Source organism: Roseovarius sp. (assembly GCF_030373445.1).
In the GTDB taxonomy this organism is placed as follows: Bacteria; Pseudomonadota; Alphaproteobacteria; order Rhodobacterales; family Rhodobacteraceae; genus Roseovarius.
Genome location: NZ_JAUCYU010000001.1, coordinates 632128 through 651211 on the forward strand (window position 1 = coordinate 632128; position 19084 = coordinate 651211).

Genomic DNA, 19084 nt, shown 5'->3' on the forward strand with positions numbered 1-19084 from the left:
CGTAAGAGCAGACAGATAAAATTCTACGGGCCTTTTCATGCACAGCGCTGCCACGCTTCTGCACGATGTCTTCGGATTCCAGACCTTCCGGCCGGGGCAGGAAGAGATCGTTCACACCGTCGCCGAGGGCCAGAACACGCTGGCCATCATGCCCACGGGCGGCGGCAAATCCCTCTGCTACCAGCTGCCCGCGCTTCTGCGCGAGGGCGTGACCGTCGTGATCTCCCCCCTCATCGCGCTGATGCGCGACCAGGTGCGTGCCCTGCGCGCCGCCGGGGTCGAGGCCGGCGCGCTGACCTCCGGCAATACCGAGGAGGAGACCCGCGCGGTGTGGGAGGCGCTGGAAGAGGGCCGGCTGAAGCTTCTCTACATCGCCCCCGAACGCCTCGCCGCCGGCTCCTCGATGGGGATGCTCCGCCGCATCGGCGTTTCCCTCATCGCGGTCGACGAAGCCCATTGCGTCTCGCAATGGGGCCACGATTTCCGCCCCGATTACCTGCGCATCGGTGAACTCCGGCGCGCCCTCGACGTCCCGCTCGCCGCCTTCACCGCCACCGCCGATGCCGAGACGCAGGACGAGATCGTCCAGAAGCTCTTCGACGGCCAGACGCCCCAGACCTTCCTGCGCGGCTTCGACCGGCCCAACATCCACCTCGCCTTCGCCGAGAAGGACCGCCCGCGCCATCAGGTCACCGCCTTCGTCGCCGCCCGCAAGGGGCAGTCGGGCATCGTCTATTGCGGCACCCGCGCCAAGACCGAGACGCTGGCCAAGGCCCTGCGCGACGATGGCCACAACGCCTGCCACTACCACGGCGGGATGGAGGCCGACGACCGCCGCCATGTCGAACACCGGTTCAGCACCGAGGACGGGCTGATCGTCGTCGCCACCGTCGCCTTCGGCATGGGGGTCGACAAGCCGGATATCCGCTGGGTCGCCCATGCCGACCTGCCCAAGTCGATCGAGGCCTATTACCAGGAAATCGGCCGCGCCGGCCGCGATGGCGCGCCGGCCGAAACCCTCACCCTCTTCGGCGCCGACGACATCCGCCTCCGTCGCTCCCAGATCGACGAGGGCCTCGCCCCGCCCGAACGCCGCCTCGCCGACCACGCCCGCCTCAACGCGCTGCTTGGGCTGGCCGAAGCGCTGGAATGCCGCCGCACCACCCTCCTGCGCTATTTCGGGGAGGAAGCGCAGGGCTGCGGCAATTGCGACCTCTGCGACCGCCCGCCCGAAACCTTCGACGCCACCGAAGCCGTGCAAAAGGCCCTCTCCGCCGCGCTGCGCACCGGCGAATACTTCGGCGCCGGCCACCTGATCGACGTGCTCACCGGCAACGAAACCGAGAAGGTCCGCGCGCGCGGCCATGACGACCTGCCCACCTTCGGCGTCGGCCGCGACATCGACCGCCGCGGCTGGCAGGCGATCTTCCGTCAGATGATGGGCCACGACCTTGTCCGCCCCGACCCCGAACGCCACGGCGCCCTGCGCATCACCGAGGCCGCGCATCCCGTGCTGCGCGGCGAACAGGCCATCACGCTGCGCCGCGACACGATGCAGAAGACCCCCCGCCGCCCCGCCGCCAAGGCCCTGGTATCCGAGGAGGACGCGCCGCTTCTTTCCGCCCTCAAGGCCAAGCGCCGCGCATTGGCCGAGGCCGCGAAGATGCCCGCCTATATCGTCTTCAACGACCGCACGCTCATCGAGATGGCCGAACGCCGCCCGCAGTCGCTTGACGACATGGCCCGCATCAGCGGCGTCGGCGCCAAGAAGCTGGAACAATATGGCGCCGCCTTTCTCGAGGTCATCCGGGGCGAGGCCGAGGCCATGCACCCCACCCGCCGCAAACTCGCCGGGCGCGAGGCGGGCGAGCTTTACGACCGCCTCCTCGCCGTGCAGGCCGATCTCGCCCGTGGCGAAACCGGCACCGACAAGCCGCTCAGCTGCTCCTCCTCGCTTCTGGCACGCGTCGCCTCGGCCCGGCCGGGCACGCTACAGGACATGGCCCGCCTTCTGGGCGAGAAACGATCCGACCGGTTCGGCGCGGCGTTTCTGGACGTTCTGCAGATGGCGGATTAAGTCACCGGCAACGGATACCGAATTGGGGGATCAATCAATGCTGGTGGTGCTCTCGCCCGCGAAGAAACTCGACATGTCTGCGGTGGACATTCCCGCCACCGACCCGCATTTCGCGGACGACGCCAGGGCCCTTGCCAAGACCGCCCGCGGCCTCACGCGGAAAGACCTGCAAAAGCTCATGGGCATCAGCGAGACGCTCGCCAAGCTCAACGCCGACCGGTTCAAGGCCTTCGGCACGATGGAGACCAAGCCCGCCGCCCTCGCCTTCGCCGGTGACACATATACCGGGCTCGAGGCCGCCTCGCTCGACCCCGACGAACTCGACTACGCCCAGGATCACCTGCGCATCCTGTCGGGCCTCTACGGCCTGCTGCGCCCCCGCGACGCGATCGAGCCCTACCGCCTCGAAATGGGCAGCCGCCTGAAAACCCGGCGCGGCAAGTCGCTCTACGACTACTGGGGCGACCGCATCGCCAAGGCGCTCAACGACCAGGCCGAAACCCTCGGCACCGACACGCTGGTCAACTGCGCCAGCCAGGAATATTTCGGCGCCGTCAAACCCGGCGCGCTGAACCTCCGCGTCGTCACGCCGGTCTTCATGGAGGAAAAGCCCGACGGCCCCAAGATCGTCAGCTTCTTCGCCAAGCAGGCGCGCGGGGCGATGGCCCGCTTCATCCTCCAGCGCCGCCTGACCGACCCCGACAGCCTGACCGGGTTCGACAGCGGCGGCTACCGCCACCGCCCCGACCTGTCGGAGCCCGGCAAACCCGTTTTCGTCCGCCCTCAACAGGCCGCCTGAACCCCGGCCCCCGGCGGGCGCGCCCCCGCCGGACAGGCCGCCGCGATCTCGGCGGTGATCGCCGCCTTGCTCAGCGGCTTGGTCATGTACCGGTCAAGCCCGGCGGCCAGGATCTCCGCCTCGTCCCCGCCCATCGCGTGCGCCGTCATCGCCACGATGGGCACGTGCCGCCCGGTGCCCGCCTCGGCTTCGCGGATACAACGCGTGGCGGCCTTCCCGTCCATTTCCGGCATGGAAATGTCCATGAAGATCAAGTCGGGCGCGAAGTCCCGGTGCCCCTCCACCGCCTCCACCCCGTTCCCGGCGAAGCGCAGCTCGATATCCAGCGCCGCCACCATCTTTGAAAACACCAGCCGGTTGGTCCGGTTGTCCTCCGCCGCCAGTACCCGCATCGCCCGGCCCCCGCCCTCCGGCACACCCGGCGCAAACGCCCCTTCCAGCCCGCGCAACGCCGCGAAAACATCGCTCCGCTGCAACGGCCGGGCCAGCACCCCCTGCACATGCCCCCGCGCCGGGTCCCGCTCCGCCACCGAAGGCTCGGCGCTCAGCACCAGCACCGGCATGCCATACCCCTCCGCCCGCATCGCCTCGGCCAGTTCCATCCCGTCCATCTCGGCCATGGAATGCGCCGTCAGCACAAGGTCCACCGCCCCCGGCAGCGCCGCCAGCGCCGCCGCCCCGCTCTCCACGCTCACCACCGCCAGCCCCAGCGCGCCCATCTGCCGTTCCAGCACCGCCCGCCGCGCCGCCTGCGGGTCGACGACCAGCACCGTGCGCAACCCCTCGGGCAGGTGCACATCCTCCGCCTCCAGAACCTCGGCCACCGGCAGGGTCAGCGTGAACCCGAAGGTCGAGCCCACGCCCTCCTCCGACTCCACCCAGATCCGCCCGCCCATCATCCCGATCAGCTGCTGCGAAATCGCCAGCCCCAGCCCCGACCCCTCGAACTTGCGGTTCCGCGCCTCGTCGACCTGGTTGAACTCACCGAAGATATGCTTCGCCTTGTCCGCCGGTATCCCGATCCCGGTATCCTCGATGCTGACATGCAGCTCGGTCATGCCGTCCGCCCCCGGCACCCCGGTCGCCCGCACGATCACGTGGCCCGCCTCAGTGAACTTCACCGCGTTCCCGATCAGGTTGGTCAGCACCTGCCTGATCCGCCCCGGATCCCCCGTGAACCGCCCCGGCAGGAACATGTCATATTCCACCGACAGCTCGACCCCCTTGTCGCGGCTGCTGGCCTGCATCAGCGTGACCAGCTCGTAGATACAGCGCTCCAGGTCGAAATCCTCCTCGTGCAGGTCCAGCTTCCCGGCCTCGATCTTCGAGTAATCCAGCACGTCGTTGATGATCACCAGGAGCGCCTCGCCCGAGCTCTTGATCGTGTCCGCGAACAGCCGCTGCTCCTCGTTCAGCACCGTGTCCATCAACAGCTCCGACATGCCGACGATCCCGTTCATCGGCGTCCGGATCTCGTGGCTCATGTTGGCAAGGAACGAGGATTTCGCCTTGCTCGCCGCCTCCGCCTGCCGCCGCGCGTCCTTCAGCTGTTCCTCGTAACGCACCGTGTCGGTGATATTGAGCGCAAGGCTCACCACGTCGCCGCCATGCCCGCGCTGATCGATCAGCTTGACGTATTCCCCGTTCCACAGCCGGATCACCTCGGCCTCGGGCCCGGGGCTCTGCCAGCGGTCCAGCATCGCCTCGCGCCACGCCGCCGGGTCCTGCCCGCCGATATCCACGATCCCCTCCTCGGTGGCGATCTGCAATATCTCGACATAGGCGATCCCCGGCTTCACCTCCTCCAGCCCGTCGAACACCGACAGCCAGGCCTTGTTGGCGGCGATCATCCGGCCATCGGCGTCGAAAAAGGCGAACCCGTCCTGGATCGTCTCGATCGAATGCCACAGCCGCCGCTCGGCGATCCGGATCTTCCGGTTCGCATCGCTCAGGTCCGAGCGGAAGCGCGCGTTCTCGTCGCGCACCACCTGCACCTCGGCGCGGGTCTCGACGATCTCCTCCGACAACGCCATCGCGTGCCGGCCCAGCTTGCGGTTCGCGGCATGCAGTTCCGCCTGTTTCTGCTCCAGCAGCCGCTCCGCCGCCAGCCGCGCGCGGCGCTCTTCGGCCAGTTTGTTGGCAAGGCTCATCGCCCGGTCTCCGCACAACCCCCGGATAAGGCCGCCACCTTCCGTCAGGAAAATGAACAAGGCGTTAACCTTTCACCTCCCGCGTTGGAATCGTTGTGCAACGCCGTGGCGCGTGGCAAAATGAGACGTCTTTTGACCGGGAGGGTCCCATGCTCCGTTTTATTGCTTCAGTTGTTTTCTTCGCCATCACCGCCACGATTTCCACGGCCCAGCAGGGCGCGGTTCCCGAACGGCGCGAGGTCATCACCCTCGACACCGATTTCTACGGCGCCGACCTGCAACCGCTTTTCGACACCACGCGCACCGCCTGCCGCACGGCCTGTTTCGCCGATGCGAATTGCCGGGCCTACACGTTCAACTCCCGCTCCAACGCCTGTTTCCCGAAAAGCGCCGTGCAGGATTCGCAGGCCTACGAGGGCGCCGTCTCGGCCCGTGTCCTGAACACCGAGGCCGGCATCCTGTCACAGGCCGGCGCCCGCGCCGCCGATCTCGACTTCCTCTCGCCCGGCGACCTGAACAACGCCCGCTCGCAGGCCATCGACATCTCCTGGCGCCACCCCGGCGGCCAGTACGAGCCCGCCGCCATGATCTCGGCCGCGCAGCAGCAGATTTCGCAGAAGGATTTCCTCAACGCCATGCGCTGGACAGGCGCCATCGTCGCCGCCACCGACGCGGCCGACCAGTGGGTCGAATATGCCCGCCTCTCGATGCTGATCGACACCGACAAGCATTCCGAGAAACGCCAGAACGCCACCCGCGCGGTCGAGGCCGCCACCAACGCCTATCTCCGCGCCGGCTCCGACCCGGTGCGCATCAACGCGCTGCTCACCATGGCCCCGGCACTGGAACGGCTCGACCGCGGGCGCGACATGGTCCATGCCCTGCGCCTTGCCGAAAGCATCCAGCCGCGCGACGACGTGCTGTCAGAGCTTGAAAGCGCCGTCGCCAAGTACGGCTTCCGCATCACCGAACACCGCTCCGACAACGAAAGCGCCAGCCCCCGCATCTGTGCCGAGTTCTCCGAGGACCTGGTCCAGGCCGGCACCGATTACACGCCGTACGTCCGCCTCCCCGATGCCGGGCTGGTGGTCCAGGCCGACGAGCGCCAGCTCTGCATCGACGGCGTCCAGCATGGCGAGCGCTACCGCGTCACCTTCCGCAAGGGCCTGCCCGCCGCCACCGGCGAGACGCTCCTCAAGGATGTCGAGATCACCCTCTACGTCCGCGACCGCTCGCCCAAGGTCGCCTTCCCGGGCCGCAACTACGTCCTCCCGAAGGCGGCTGACACCGCCCTGCCGCTTGAAACCGTCAACCTCGAGGAGGTCGACCTGGTCCTCCGCCGGGTGAGTGACCGCAACCTCCTCCGCGCCATCCAGGACGATTATTTCGCCCGCCCGCTCAGCTACTACGATGACGCCCGCTTCTCCGACGACATCGCCGAGGATATCTGGCAGGGCAAGGGCGAGGTGCAGAACGAACTGAACCAGACCATGACCACCCGCCTGCCGCTGGGCGACGTGCTGGCCGACCAGCCGCCGGGCATCTATACGCTGACCGCCCGCGTGCCGGGCGTTGACCTCTACGACGATGCCGGCGCCACCCAGTGGTTCGTGCTGACCGATCTCGGGCTGACCACGCTCAAGGGCACCGACGGCCTGCACGTCTTCGTCCGCGGCCTCAGCGACGCGGCGGCACAGGAGGGCGTGACGCTGACCCTGCTGTCCCGCAGCAACCGGGAACTCGGCCAGTTGCAAACCGATGCCGACGGCCACGCCCTCTTCGCCCCCGGCCTGACGCGGGGCACCGACGGCGCGGCCCCCGCCATGGTGCTGGCGAAACGGGGCGACGAGGATATCGCCTTCCTCTCCCTCACCGACCCGGCCTTCGACCTCTCCGACCGTGGCGTCGAGGGGCGTCAGCCCGCCCCGCCGGTCGACGTGTTCCTTGCCACCGATCGCGGCGCCTACCGCGCGGGCGAGGTGATCCATGCCACGGCGCTGGCCCGCGACAGCGGCGCCGAGGCCGTGCAGGGCCTGCCGCTCACCGCCATCCTCAAGCGCCCCGATGGCGTGGAGTACTCCCGCCACCTCTCGGCCGAGGATTCCGCCGGCGGGCATGTCTTCACCCTGCCCGTCGCCGCCACCGCCCCGCGCGGCGCGTGGACGCTGGACATCAAGGCCGACCCCGACGCCGAGACGCTGGCCAGCCAGACCCTCCTCGTCGAGGATTTCCTGCCCGAGCGCATCGACTTCACCCTCTCCCTCCCCGAGGGCGAGATCCGCCCCGGCGACGAACCCCCGCTCACCGTCGACGCCAAGTACCTCTTCGGCGCCCCCGGTGCCGGCCTCAAGGCCAACGGCACCGTCACCCTGCGCCCCAAACGCGCGCTCGACGCCTTCCCCGGCTACCAGTTCGGCCGCCATGACGAACAGGTCAACGCCCGCTCCGGCTATATCGACGGCGGCACCACCGGCCCCGACGGTATCCTCGTCACCCCCGTCGAGATGCCCGAAACCACCGTCACCGACCGTCCGTTCGAGGCGACGGTCACCATGTCGGTCCGCGAAGGCTCCGGCCGCCCGGTCGAGCGCCAGACGAAACGGATGCTGGCCCCCGCCGGCCCGATGATCGGCCTGAAACCCTCTTTCGACGGCGTCGTCGCCGAAGGCACCGATGCCACCTTCCAGGTCATCTCCCTCGGCACCGACCTCTCGCCGACACCCATGCAGGTGACATGGACGATGAACCGCGTCGAAACCCGCTACCAGTGGTACCAGGATTACGGCTCGTGGAACTGGGAACCCGTCACCACCCGCAGCCGCGTCGCCACCGGCGAGGCCACGCTGGGCGGCGACCCGGTCACCGTCTCCGCCCCCGTCGAATGGGGCCAGTACGAACTGGTCGTCGAACGAACAGACGGCACCTACGTCGCCGCCTCCTCCGACTTCTACGCCGGCTGGTACGCCCCCGCCGACGCCTCCAGCACGCCCGACACGCTGGAACTGTCGCTCGACAAGCCCGGCTACCGCTCGGGTGACACGGCCCAACTCCGCATCGTGCCCCGCTACGCCGGCACGGCGCTCATCACCGTCATGTCCAACCACGTGATCGACATGCAGGCGGTCGAAGTCACCGAGGGCGAGAACACCATCCCCCTTCCCGTCACCGACGAGTGGGGCGCCGGCGCCTATGTCACGGCCCAGGTCATCCGCCCGATGAACGTCGCCTCCGGCCACAACCCGGCCCGCTCCCTCGGCCTCTCCTACGCGAAAATCGAGCCCGGCGACCGCCAGCTTGACGTCGCCATCGACGCCCCCGACATGTCCGACCCGCGCGGCCCGCTCGATGTCACCGTCAATGTCGACGGCATCGGCGACGACGACACCGCCTATGTCACCCTCGCGGCGGTCGACCTCGGCATCCTCAACCTCACCGGCTTCGAAAGCCCCGACCCCTCCGGTCATTACTTCGGCCAGCGCCGCCTCGGCGTCGAAATCCGCGACCTCTACGGCCGCCTGATCGACGGCATGAACGGCGCCCAGGGGCAGGTCCGCTCCGGCGGCGACGCCTCGAACACCCAGTTCGACTCGCCCCCGCCGCAGGACGAGCTTGTCGCCTATTTCTCCGGCCCCCTCACCATCGGCCCCGATGGCTCGGCGCAGGCCAGCTTCGACATCCCCGATTTCAACGGCACCGTCCGCCTGATGGCCATCGCGTGGTCCCCCCGCGCCGTGGGGCAGGCCGAGCGTGACGTCATCGTCCGCGACCCGGTCGTCGTCACCGCCTCGCTGCCCCGCTTCCTCGCACCCGGCGACCAAAGCCGCCTGCTGCTGGAGATCGTCCACGCCGACGGGCCCGCGGGCCGCATGGGCCTCGACGTCACCGCCGAGGGGCTGACGCTGGGCGATGCCATCCCCTCCGGCTTCGACCTCGCCGAAGGCGAAAAAGCCACCTTCCGCCTGCCCGTCACGGCAGGCGAGGTGGGCGATTACGACCTTCGCGTCGCCCTCACCACGCCGGACGGCCAGCAACTGACCAAGAACCTCAAACTCGGCGTCCGCTCCAACGACCCGGAAGTCGCCGAAACCCGCCGCTTCTCCCTCGGCACGGGCGACAACTTCACCCTTGGCGCCGATGTCTTCGCCGACCTCAAACCCGGCACCGGAAGCGCCATCCTCTCCGCCGGCCCGCTGGCCAAGATGAACGCCCCCCAACTCCTGACCGCGCTCGACCGCTACCCCTACGGCTGCACCGAGCAGGTCACGTCACAGGCCATGCCGCTCCTCTACTTCAACGCTGTGGCCGAGGCGCTGGGGCTGGGCGAGCAGGACCGCATCGACACCCGCATCGAGCAATCCGTCACCCGCGTCCTTGCCCGCCAATCCACCGGCGGCGGCTTCGGCCTCTGGTACCCGGATTCGGGCGATTTCTGGCTCGACGCCTATGTCACCGACTTCCTCTCGCGCGCCAAAGCCAAGGGGCATGACGTCCCGCAACAGGCCTTCGCCATGGCGATGGACAACCTGCGCAACCGCGTCAACTATGCTCCCGATTTCGACGAGGGCGGCGAAGACGTGGCCTATGCGCTCATGGTCCTCGCCCGCGAAGGCGCGGCCCGCATGGGCGATTTGCGCTACTACGCCGACGTGAAGGCCGAGGCGTTCTCGACCCCCCTCGCACTGGCCCAGCTCGGCTCGGCGCTGGCCTCCTACGGCGACCAGACCCGCGCCGACCGGATGTTCGCGCTGGCCGTGCGCCGCGTCGTCGGCCAGTCTGGCGACGAAGGCCATGTCTGGCGCGCCGATTACGGCACCCGGCTGCGCGACCGCGCTGGCCTTCTGGCGCTGGCGGTCGAGGCAGGCAGCAACGTAGTCGACGCCTCGACCCTGGCCGACACCCTGTCCAACGTCGGCCCCAACATGTCGACCCAGGAACAGGCCTGGACCCTGCTGGCCACGCAGGCGCTGATCGACGATCCCTCGCTCGCCGGCCTCACCCTCAACGGCGAACCGGTCTCGGGCCCGCTGGTGCAGAAGGTGAGCGCCGAGATGTTCACCGACCAGACCATCGCCAATACCGGCGACCGCCCCGTCGACATCACGCTCACCACCATCGGCGTGCCCACCGTCGCACCCGACGCCGGCGGCTATGGCTACGCCATCGAGCGCAGCTACTACGACCTCGACGGCGCCCCCGTCACCCTCGACAGCGTGGAAACCGGCACCCGCCTCGTGACCGTCATCAAGGTCACCCCCTTCGAGAAGGGCGAGGCGCGGCTGATGGTCGACGACCCGCTGCCCGCCGGCCTCGAGATCGACAACCCCAACCTCCTGCGCTCCGGCGATATCCGCGCGCTCGACTGGCTCGAGCCCGCCGATGCCCGCCATACCGAGTTCCGCGCCGACCGGTTTCTTGCCGCCGTCGACTGGCTCTCCGACCGGCCGTTCGAGCTGGCCTACATCGTCCGCGCCGTCTCGCCGGGGGAATACCACCACCCGGCGGTCTCGGTCGAGGACATGTACCGCCCACAATACCGGGCGCATTCGGCCACCGGGCGGATGCGCGTGACCGAGTGACGGAGCTTGTCGTCGCCACCGCCCACTGGCGCGCGCTCGACCGCGAGGGCGAGGACAAGTGCCGCCTCAGCCCCACCGCCAATGGCTGGCTACTGGTCGGCCACGCGCGGTTCCGTGACGAGGGCGGCTTCGCGGCGCTCGACTACGTGGTGCGCTGCGACGAGGCGTGGCACACGCTCAGCGCCGACATCGCCGGCATCCATGACGACCGCGAGGTGCGCCTCCACATCCAGCGCGACAACGGCGCGTGGCTCCTGAACGAGGCCGAGCAACCCGGCCTCGACGGCGTGCCGGATATCGACCTCTCCTTCACCCCCGCCACCAACCTCATGCCCCTCCGCCGCCTGCTCGAGGGGCGCGAAACCTCGCTCCAGTCTTCCGCCGCGTGGCTGCACTACCCCGAGCCTGCCCTGCAACGGCTCGACCAGACCTACGCCCGCACCGGCCAGCCCGACGTCATGTCCTACATGGCCGATCAGACCGGCTACGCCACCCAGCTCACCTTCGACCGGGCCGGCTTCGTCACCCTCTACCCCGAGCTCTGGGAAGGCGAGGTCACCCATGCGGGCTGACCGCCTCCTCCTCGCGCTCACCGTCGCGCTCTTCACCGCCGCCCTTGGCCGCGACGCGTTCGATCGCTGGGTCGACGCCACCCAGCTGCCCGTGCTCGCGTCTGAGACCTCCACCGAGATGCGCGACCGGAACGGCGACCTCCTCCGCCTCTACACCGTCGAAGACGGCCGCTGGCGCCTCTCGGTCAGCCCCGACGCCGTCGACCGCCGCTATCTCGACATGCTCATCGGCTACGAGGACAAGCGCTTCTACCGCCACGCCGGCGTCGACCCCCGCGCCATGCTCCGCGCGGTCGGCCAGGCACTCTGGCACGGCGAGGTTGTCTCCGGCGGCTCCACCCTGACCATGCAGGCCGCCCGCCTTCTCGAAGACAGCGGCACCGGCCAGCTCTCCGGCAAGCTCCGCCAGATACGCGTGGCCCTCGCCCTCGAACGCCGCCTGTCCAAGGACCGCATTCTTCAACTCTACCTCGCCCGCGCGCCCTTCGGCGGCAACCTCGAAGGCGTCCGCGCGGCGACACTCGCCTATTTCGGCAAGGAACCGAAACGCCTGACCGCGGCCGAGGCCGCCCTCCTCGTGGCCCTCCCCCAATCACCCGAGGCCCGCCGCCCCGACCGCAACCGCCAAGCCGCCGGCGACGCCCGCGACCGCGTTCTCGAACGGCTCGGCCGCGCCAATCTCCTCAGCCAAAGCGAGATTACCGCCGCCTACTCCGAACCCGTCCCCTTCGCCCGCAAACCCTTCCCGGCCCTCGCCCCCCACCTCACCGACCTTGCGCTCGCGGAAAACCCCGTCGCCCCGCGCCACACGCTCACCCTCGACCGCCCCCTGCAGCAAAGCGTGGAATCGCTCGCCCGCGACAGCCTCCGCACCCTGCCCGATGGCGTCTCCGTCGCCCTCGTCATCGCCGACCACCGGACGGGCGAGATCCTCGCCTCCGTCGGCTCCGCCAGCTACGCCACGGGCGACGGCCGGCAGGGCTATGTCGACATGACCCGCGCCCTGCGGTCCCCCGGCTCGACCCTGAAACCGCTGGTCTACGCCATGGGCTTCGACCGCGGCCTCGCCCACCCCCAGACGCTCATCAACGACCGCCCCGTCGCCTTCGGCAGCTACGCCCCGCAGAACTTCGACGGCGCCTTCCGGGGCGAGCTTTCCGTCACCGACGCCCTGCGCCAGTCGCTCAACATCCCCGTCATCCTGCTTTTGAACGAGATCGGGCCGGCCCACCTGATGGACGCCCTGCGCAAATCCGGCCTCTCCCCCGAGCTTCCCGGCGACCAGCCAGGCCTCGCCGTCGCCCTGGGCGGCGTCGGCATCACCCTCACAGACCTCGTGCAGCTCTACGCCATGCTCGCCAACGAGGGCCGCACCCGCCCCCTCCACTGGCAGGAAACACCGTCTACAACCCCCATCCACAACGTCATCAGCCGTTCCGCCGCGTGGCAGGTCGGCGACATCCTCGCCGGCCTCACCCCGCCCCCCGGCGCGCCGCGCGGGCGCATCGCCTACAAGACCGGCACCTCCTACGGCCACCGCGACGCCTGGGCGGTGGGCTTCGACGGGTCACACGTCGCCGGGGTCTGGATCGGCCGCGCCGACGGCACGCCGGTGCCCGGCGCCTTCGGCGGCGACCTCGCGGCGCCCATTCTCTTCGAAGCCTTCCAGCGCCTCAAGCCCGAGGCCGACCCCCTGCCGCCGCCCCCGCCCGAAACGCTCATCGTCTCGACCGCCGAGCTGCCCCAGCCCCTCAAGCGCTTCACCGGGCGCGAGGCCGTCTTCCGCCCTGACGAGGACGCCCCCAAGCTGGTCTTCCCCCCCTCCGGCGCCCGCCTGCCGGTCGACGGCATCGGCCTCGCCGTCAAACTCCGCGACGGCACGCCGCCCTTTACCTGGATGGCCAACGGGGCCGCCGTCCTCACCGGCATCCACCGCCGCGACACCGTGCTGAACGGCCTGTCGCGCGGCTACTCCACCCTCTCGGTGATCGACGCCGAGGGCCGGGCGGACCGGGTCACCGTCTGGATCGACTAGGGACACGTCTCGGAGCCGCGCATCGGCGGGCCGTGGTGCGGCGTTCCGACGATAGTGGCGGCCACTTTATCCCCGCCAAACACATCCAAGCTCACGACGTCGCGCCTACCTCACCAAATCGCCGTGCCGGGGGGCGGCCCACCTCTCGGCGATTGCAGGCAATCGCCTGCCGGCCAGCGGTCGATGCGCGGCGGCCTTCGGCCTCGATTCCGCGCTTGGCAATCCCCTTCATCCCACGAAAAACGGCCCCGGAAACCCATCCGAGGCCGCCTGTCCAGAAATCTCTCTCCACCCGTCCCGGGCTCGGCCCGGGACCTCGGCGACAAGAGTAAGGCCCCGGGTCAGGCCCGCGGCGCGAAACCCTTAAAGCCGCTCGATCGCCAGCGCGATCCCCTGGCCACCGCCGATGCACATGGTAATGAGCGCCGTCTTCCCGCCAATCCGCTCCAGCTCGTACAACGCCTTCACCGTCAGGATTGCCCCCGTCGCCCCGACAGGGTGCCCCAGCGCAATCGCCCCGCCATTCGGGTTCACCTTGGCCGGGTCCAGCCCCAGCCCCTTGTTCACGGCAATCGCCTGCGCGGCGAAGGCCTCGTTCGATTCCACCACGTCGAAATCGCCCGCCTTCAGCCCCGTCTTCTCCATCAGCTTCTCGACCGCCGGTACCGGGCCGATGCCCATCACCTCGGGCCGCACGCCCGCCACGGCATAGCCCAGCACGCGCGCCTTGGGCTTCAGCCCGGCCTTCTCGGCCGCCTCCGCCCGCGCCAGCACCACGGCCGCCGCGCCATCGTTGATGCCGCTGGCGTTGCCCGCCGTCACGCTGCCATCCTTCTGGAACGCCGGCCGCAGCCCGGCCAGCCCCTCGGCGGTGGTCGGCTTGGGGTGCTCATCCGTCTCGAACGGCACCATGTCGCGCTTCACCTTTACCTCGATCGGCGCGATCTGCGACTTGAAATAGCCCTCCTCGATGGCCTTCGCCGCCCGGTTCTGGCTTTCCAGCGCGAACGCATCCTGGTCCTCGCGGCTCACGTCATGCTCGCCCGCCACGTTCTCTGCGGTCACCCCCATGTGCCCCGTCCCGAACGGACAGTTCAGCGCGCCCAGCATCATGTCGAGCGTGCGCACATCACCCATCTTCGCGCCCCAGCGCTGATCGGGGATGATGAAGGGCGACCGGCTCATGTTCTCGGCCCCGCCGGCCAGCCCGAACTCGGCATCGCCCAGCATCAGCGCCTGAACCACCGACACGATGGCCTGCGCGCCCGACCCGCACAGCCGGTTGACGTTCATCGCGGGCGTGGTGTCGGGAATACCCGCCTCGATCATCGCCACCCGCGACAGGTACATGTCGCGCGGTTCGGTATTGATGACATTGCCGTAAACCACGTGCCCGATCTGCCCCGGCTCGACGCCCGAACGCTCCATCGCGGCCTTGGCCACATGCGCGCCCAGCGCGGTCGGCGGCGTGCCGGCCAGCGATCCGCCGAAAGTGCCGATGGCGGTACGCGCGCCGTCGAGAAGAACGATGTCGGTCATGGGAATCTCCTGCAGGATTCGATGTTGTTGCCCACGGTATACTGCAGGATGCCGGACGCAAACAGACCCTCGCGTCGCACCCCGGTCAGGGCGTAAGCGGCACCCGTCCCTCCGCCGTCAGCAGCCAGGCCTCGCGCCCCTCGATCTCGGCCACGTTGAGCGGCCGCCCGAACCCCGCCCCGGCATCGAGGTTGATCCGGTTGCCGTAATGCGCGGGCCGCTCGACGGGCGTGTGGCCATGCACGATCAGCTTGCCATGGTCACGCGTGTCGCCGTGAAACTCCTGCCGGATCCACAGCAGGTCGTCGATCTCCTGCACGTCCAGCGGCACGCCGGGGCGGATGCCCGCATGCACGAAGAACTGCGCCTCCGTCTCGTGGCTGAAGGGCAGCCCGGCCAGGAACTCGCGGTGGGCCCTCGGCACGCAATCCGCCGCCGCCAGCCAGTCACCCGCCGCCATCGCCTCGGCCGCACCGTAGGAGCGCAGCGTCTCCGACCCGCCGATATTCCCGTTCAGCCACCGCGCCCCCGGCCCCGGACCACGCAGGAAATCGAGGAACATCTGGTCATGGTTGCCGCGCAGCACGACCCAGTCGCGCCCCGCCTCCAGCCCTTCGATCAGCCGGTCAATCACCCCCCGGCTGTCCGGCCCCCGGTCGGTCAGGTCGCCGAGAAAGACGATCCTGGCCTCCGCGCCGCACTGCGCGTCGGCCAGCGCCAGCACGCGGTCAAGCTCGGACCGGTAGCCGTGGATATCGGGGATGGCGAGTATGCTCATGCGCCATTGGTGGCCGGTCTCGCAGCGCGGCGCAACCCGGTTCGGCGCACGGCCCCCTCATCGAAAGGGTATGGCATGGCGGTCGCACTTCCCGGCAACCCGCCCCTCACGGGTTTCCTTACGTCGCGTTATGTCGCAGTCTGCCGCGCGGGGGAAGACACGGAGATAGCAGAAAAATGAACGGACTGGCGCTCTGGTTCATGGTGCTCGGCCTCGTCGCGGCGCTCGCGGGGATGAGCTGGGGCCTCTACATGTCGGGGATCGAGGATCACTCGCTCTCCCCCGCCCACGGCCATCTCAACCTGCTGGGGTTCGTGGCCTTCTCGGTTTTTGCCTTCTACTACCACGCGGTGCCGGGCGCCGATGTGGGGCTCCTGCCCCGGCTGCATTTCCTGTTGTCGGTCGCGGGGCTCGCCCTGATGGTCCCCGGCATCGCGCTGGCCATCCAGGGCGGCACCCCCGCCTTCGCCATCGCCGGCTCGATCACCTCGGCGCTGGGGATGCTGTCGTTTCTCGTGGTCGTCCTGCGCGGGGCGCACGCGGGGTAGGAGAGGCACGGGGTGCCCGAAGAGCCGCGCAGGGCCCGCCCCTTCACCGACAAGAAAACGCCGCCCCGAAAGGCGGCGTTTCCCTCGTCCAATGACGAAACCCCGTCAGGCCACGTCGAACTGCAACGGCGCGATCTGCTGGAACTTGCCCGTCTCGTGCAGCTTGGCGATCACGTCCTTGCCCACCGGCGCATCCACGTAAAGAAGCGCAATCGCCTCGCCCCCTGCCGCCGACCGGCCCAGCGTGAAGTTGGCGATGTTCACGCCGTTCTCGCCCATGGTGTTGCCCAGCGTGCCGATGATCCCCGGCTCGTCCTTGTTGGTGGTGTAGAGCATGTGCGCCCCGATCTCGGCATCGATGTTGATCCCCTTGATCTGGATGAACCGCGGCTTCCCGTCCGAGAACACCGTGCCCCCGATCGACCGCTCCCGCTTGTCGGTCACCACCGTCAGCTTGATATACCCCTCGAAGGCGCCCGACTTGTCCTGCCTTGTGGTCGAGATCTTCACGCCCTTCTCCTTCGCCATCAAGGGCGCGGAGACCATGTTCACCTCGGGGTTCACCGATTTCATGATCCCCGCCACCGCCGAACAGGTCAGCGCCTCGAGGTTCATGTCGGCCACCACACCGTCATACAGGATGTTGATCGCCTTGATCGGCTCGTCCGTCATCTGCCCGATGAACCCGCCCAGGTGATCCGACAGCTTGATCCACGGGCCCATCACCTTGGCTTCCTCGGCGGTCACCGACGGCATGTTGAGCGCGTTGCTCACGGCGCCCGTCAGAAGGTAATCCGACATCTGCTCGGCCACCTGCAGCGCCACGTTCTCCTGCGCCTCGGTCGTCGCGGCGCCTAGGTGCGGCGTGCAAACCACGTTGGGCAGGCCGAAGAGCGGGTTCTCCGTCGCCGGCTCCACCGTGAACACGTCGAAGGCGGCAGCGCCGATATGGCCCGACTTGATGAGATCGGCCAGCGCCTCCTCGTCGACCAGCCCGCCACGGGCACAGTTGATGACGCGCGCGCCCTTCTTCATCTTCTCCATGTTCTCGCGGGACAGGATATTCCTGGTCTGATCCGTCAGCGGCACGTGCAGCGTGACGAAATCCGCCCGCTTCAGCAGCTCGTCCAGCTCGGCCTTCTCGACGCCCATCTTGTCGGCCTTCTCCTGGCTCAGGAACGGGTCATAGGCCACCACCTTCATCTTCAGCCCGCGCGCCCGGTCGCACACGATGCCACCGATATTCCCGGCACCGATCACGCCCAGCGTCTTGCCGGTCAGCTCGACGCCCATGAACTTCGACTTCTCCCATTTCCCGGCCTGGGTCGAGGCGCTCGCCTCGGGGATCTGGCGGGCAACCGAGAACATCATCGCGATGGCGTGCTCGGCCGTGGTGATCATGTTGCCGTAGGGCGTGTTCATCACGATGATGCCCTTTTTCGACGCGGCCTCCTTGTCGACATTGTCGGTGCCGATCCCGGCCCGGCCGATCACCTTCAGGTTCGTGGCGTTCTCGAGAAGCTTCGCCGTCACCTTGGTGGCCGAGCGGATGGCAAGGCCGTCATAGTCGCCGATCACCTCGGCCAGCTTGTCCTTGTCCTTGCCCAGGTCGGGCATGAAGTCGACATCGATCCCCCGGTCGCGGAAGATCTGAACTGCGGTGTCCGACAGCTTGTCGGAAACAAGTACCTTGGGAGCCATTTTTCCTGGTCCTTTAGATTGAGAATGTATTGAGCAATTGGGGGGGCAGGCCCCACCCTACGCCGCCGTAGGGTGGGTGAAAACCCACTATCACGCCGTCTCTGACAACGCCTCGATCTCGGCCTCGAAGGCCCACTTGATCCACGGCATCAACGCGACGACATCCGATGTCTCCACCGTGCCACCGCACCAGATGCGCAGGCCGGCCGGCGCATCGCGGTACGACCCGATGTCGAACGCCACCTCTTCCGCCTCCAGCCGCTTGGCCACGGCCTTGGCGAAGCCGGCACCGTCCTTGATCCGGTCGTCGGTGAACTTCAGGCAGACCGACGTGTTCGACCGGATCGCCGGGTCCTTCGCAAGGAACGCGATCCAGTCATTCTCGGCCACGAAGCTCTGCACCGCGGCAAGGTTGGCATAGGCCCGCTCGCGCAGCCCCTCCATGCCACCCACGTCCCGCGCCCAGTCGAGCGCCAGCAGGTAATCCTCGACCGCCAGCATCGACGGCGTGTTGATCGTCGCGCCCTCGAAGATGCCGTCGATCAGCTTGCCGCCCTTGGTCAGCCGGAAGATCTTCGGCAGCGGCCAGGCCGGGGTGTAGCTTTCCAGCCGCTCCACCGCCCGCGGGCTCAGGATCAGCATGCCATGCGCGGCCTCGCCGCCCAGGACCTTCTGCCAGCTGAACGTGGTCACATCCAGCTTGTCCCAGGGCAGGTGCTGCGCAAACGCCGCCGAAGTAGCGTCGCAAATCGTTAGCCCGGCGCGATCTTCCTTGATCCAGTCGCCATTCGGCACCCGAACGCCGCTCGTCGTGCCGTTCCAGGTGAACACCACGTCATTGTCGGTATCGACACTGTCGAGGTCGACGATCTCGCCATACTCGGCGGTCTTCACCTCGGCATCGAGTTTCAGCTGCTTGACCACGTCCGTGACCCAGCCCGAGCCGAAGCTTTCCCAGGCCAGCATCTCGACCTTGCGCTCGCCCAGCAGGTTCCACATCGCCATTTCCACCGCGCCGGTATCCGACGCCGGCACGATGCCGATCTTGTAGTCTTCCGGAATGCCCAGAACCTCGCGCGTGCCTTCGATGGCGGCCTTCAGCTTGGCCTTGCCCACACCGGCACGGTGAGAGCGGCCCAGCGGCGCGTCCTTCAGGTTCTCGAGCTTGAAAACGGGGGGTTTGGCACAGGGGCCAGAGGAGAAACGCGGATTACCCGGCCGCGTTGCCGGTTGCGAAATAGCCATTTTTGCTACCCTTCCAGATAAGCGCCCCTCGTTGGGGAGGGGTGTCCCACGGCAAGGGGTAAGA

General features: G+C 68.5%; 11 protein-coding genes. 6 read left to right on the top strand and 5 right to left on the bottom strand.

From position 1 onward, the window contains the following. Positions 1-37: 37 nt before the first annotated feature. Both recQ and yaaA read left to right on the top strand, forming a co-directional pair. Positions 38-2077, top strand: a complete 2040-nt coding sequence (gene recQ / locus QUV18_RS02955; protein WP_300891908.1) for a DNA helicase RecQ — start codon at positions 38-40, stop codon at positions 2075-2077. Between the two features lie 37 nt (positions 2078-2114). Continuing rightward, complete coding sequence (gene yaaA, locus QUV18_RS02960) at positions 2115-2876, top strand: peroxide stress protein YaaA (protein ID WP_300891910.1); 762 nt, start codon at positions 2115-2117, stop codon at positions 2874-2876. On the opposite strand, the gene QUV18_RS02965 is transcribed toward yaaA, so the two are convergent. Then, positions 2861-5026 (bottom strand): response regulator, encoded by a 2166-nt coding sequence (locus QUV18_RS02965; RefSeq protein WP_300891911.1) that lies wholly within the window; start codon positions 5024-5026, stop codon positions 2861-2863. The genes yaaA and QUV18_RS02965 overlap by 16 nt on opposite strands. A 149-nt stretch (positions 5027-5175) precedes the next feature. On the opposite strand from QUV18_RS02965, the gene QUV18_RS02970 reads away from it, so the two are divergent. From QUV18_RS02970 to pbpC, 3 genes are read left to right on the top strand one after another with little or no spacing between them, the layout of a single operon-like run. Continuing rightward, positions 5176-10602 (top strand): alpha-2-macroglobulin family protein, encoded by a 5427-nt coding sequence (locus tag QUV18_RS02970; protein WP_300891913.1) that lies wholly within the window; start codon positions 5176-5178, stop codon positions 10600-10602. Continuing rightward, positions 10599-11174, top strand: coding sequence for a putative glycolipid-binding domain-containing protein (locus QUV18_RS02975; protein WP_300891914.1), 576 nt, complete (start codon positions 10599-10601; stop codon positions 11172-11174). Before QUV18_RS02970 ends, QUV18_RS02975 begins: the two co-directional genes overlap by 4 nt. Continuing rightward, on the top strand, positions 11164-13209 hold the full coding sequence (gene pbpC / locus QUV18_RS02980; RefSeq protein WP_300891916.1) for a penicillin-binding protein 1C: 2046 nt from the start codon (positions 11164-11166) through the stop codon (positions 13207-13209). The genes QUV18_RS02975 and pbpC overlap by 11 nt, the downstream gene beginning before the upstream one ends. A 363-nt stretch (positions 13210-13572) precedes the next feature. Here the strand turns inward: pbpC and QUV18_RS02985 are convergent, their stop codons facing one another. Both QUV18_RS02985 and QUV18_RS02990 read right to left on the bottom strand, forming a co-directional pair. Next, positions 13573-14748, bottom strand: a complete 1176-nt coding sequence (locus QUV18_RS02985; RefSeq protein ID WP_300891918.1) for an acetyl-CoA C-acyltransferase family protein — start codon at positions 14746-14748, stop codon at positions 13573-13575. 85 nt (positions 14749-14833) lie between these two features. Next, a complete protein-coding gene (locus tag QUV18_RS02990; protein WP_300891921.1) occupies positions 14834-15526 on the bottom strand; it encodes a metallophosphoesterase family protein in 693 nt (230 codons plus the stop codon). Positions 15527-15702: 176 nt separating this feature from the next. Here QUV18_RS02990 and QUV18_RS02995 point away from each other — a divergent pair, with 176 nt between their 5' ends. Further along, on the top strand, positions 15703-16074 hold the full coding sequence (locus QUV18_RS02995; protein ID WP_300891923.1) for a hypothetical protein: 372 nt from the start codon (positions 15703-15705) through the stop codon (positions 16072-16074). Between the two features lie 105 nt (positions 16075-16179). Here QUV18_RS02995 and serA read toward each other — a convergent pair whose 3' ends face one another. Beyond that, positions 16180-17775: a phosphoglycerate dehydrogenase gene (gene serA, locus QUV18_RS03000; RefSeq protein WP_300891924.1), complete on the bottom strand. Its 1596-nt coding sequence runs from the start codon at positions 17773-17775 to the stop codon at positions 16180-16182. Between the two features lie 90 nt (positions 17776-17865). Beyond that, positions 17866-19020, bottom strand: coding sequence for a phosphoserine transaminase (locus QUV18_RS03005; protein ID WP_300891926.1), 1155 nt, complete (start codon positions 19018-19020; stop codon positions 17866-17868). Between the last annotated feature and the right edge of the window lie 64 nt (positions 19021-19084).

What these genes read in the sequence shown, in the direction of transcription:
- recQ (WP_300891908.1), top strand. Translation starts at nt 38, where the DNA reads ATGCACAGCGCTGCCACGCTTCTGCACGATGTCTTCGGATTCCAGACC.
- yaaA (WP_300891910.1), top strand. Translation starts at nt 2,115, where the DNA reads ATGCTGGTGGTGCTCTCGCCCGCGAAGAAACTCGACATGTCTGCGGTG.
- QUV18_RS02965 (WP_300891911.1), bottom strand. Translation starts at nt 5,026, where the DNA reads ATGAGCCTTGCCAACAAACTGGCCGAAGAGCGCCGCGCGCGGCTGGCG.
- QUV18_RS02970 (WP_300891913.1), top strand. Translation starts at nt 5,176, where the DNA reads ATGCTCCGTTTTATTGCTTCAGTTGTTTTCTTCGCCATCACCGCCACG.
- pbpC (WP_300891916.1), top strand. Translation starts at nt 11,164, where the DNA reads ATGCGGGCTGACCGCCTCCTCCTCGCGCTCACCGTCGCGCTCTTCACC.
- QUV18_RS02985 (WP_300891918.1), bottom strand. Translation starts at nt 14,748, where the DNA reads ATGACCGACATCGTTCTTCTCGACGGCGCGCGTACCGCCATCGGCACT.
- QUV18_RS02990 (WP_300891921.1), bottom strand. Translation starts at nt 15,526, where the DNA reads ATGAGCATACTCGCCATCCCCGATATCCACGGCTACCGGTCCGAGCTT.
- QUV18_RS02995 (WP_300891923.1), top strand. Translation starts at nt 15,703, where the DNA reads ATGAACGGACTGGCGCTCTGGTTCATGGTGCTCGGCCTCGTCGCGGCG.
- serA (WP_300891924.1), bottom strand. Translation starts at nt 17,775, where the DNA reads ATGGCTCCCAAGGTACTTGTTTCCGACAAGCTGTCGGACACCGCAGTT.
- QUV18_RS03005 (WP_300891926.1), bottom strand. Translation starts at nt 19,020, where the DNA reads ATGGCTATTTCGCAACCGGCAACGCGGCCGGGTAATCCGCGTTTCTCC.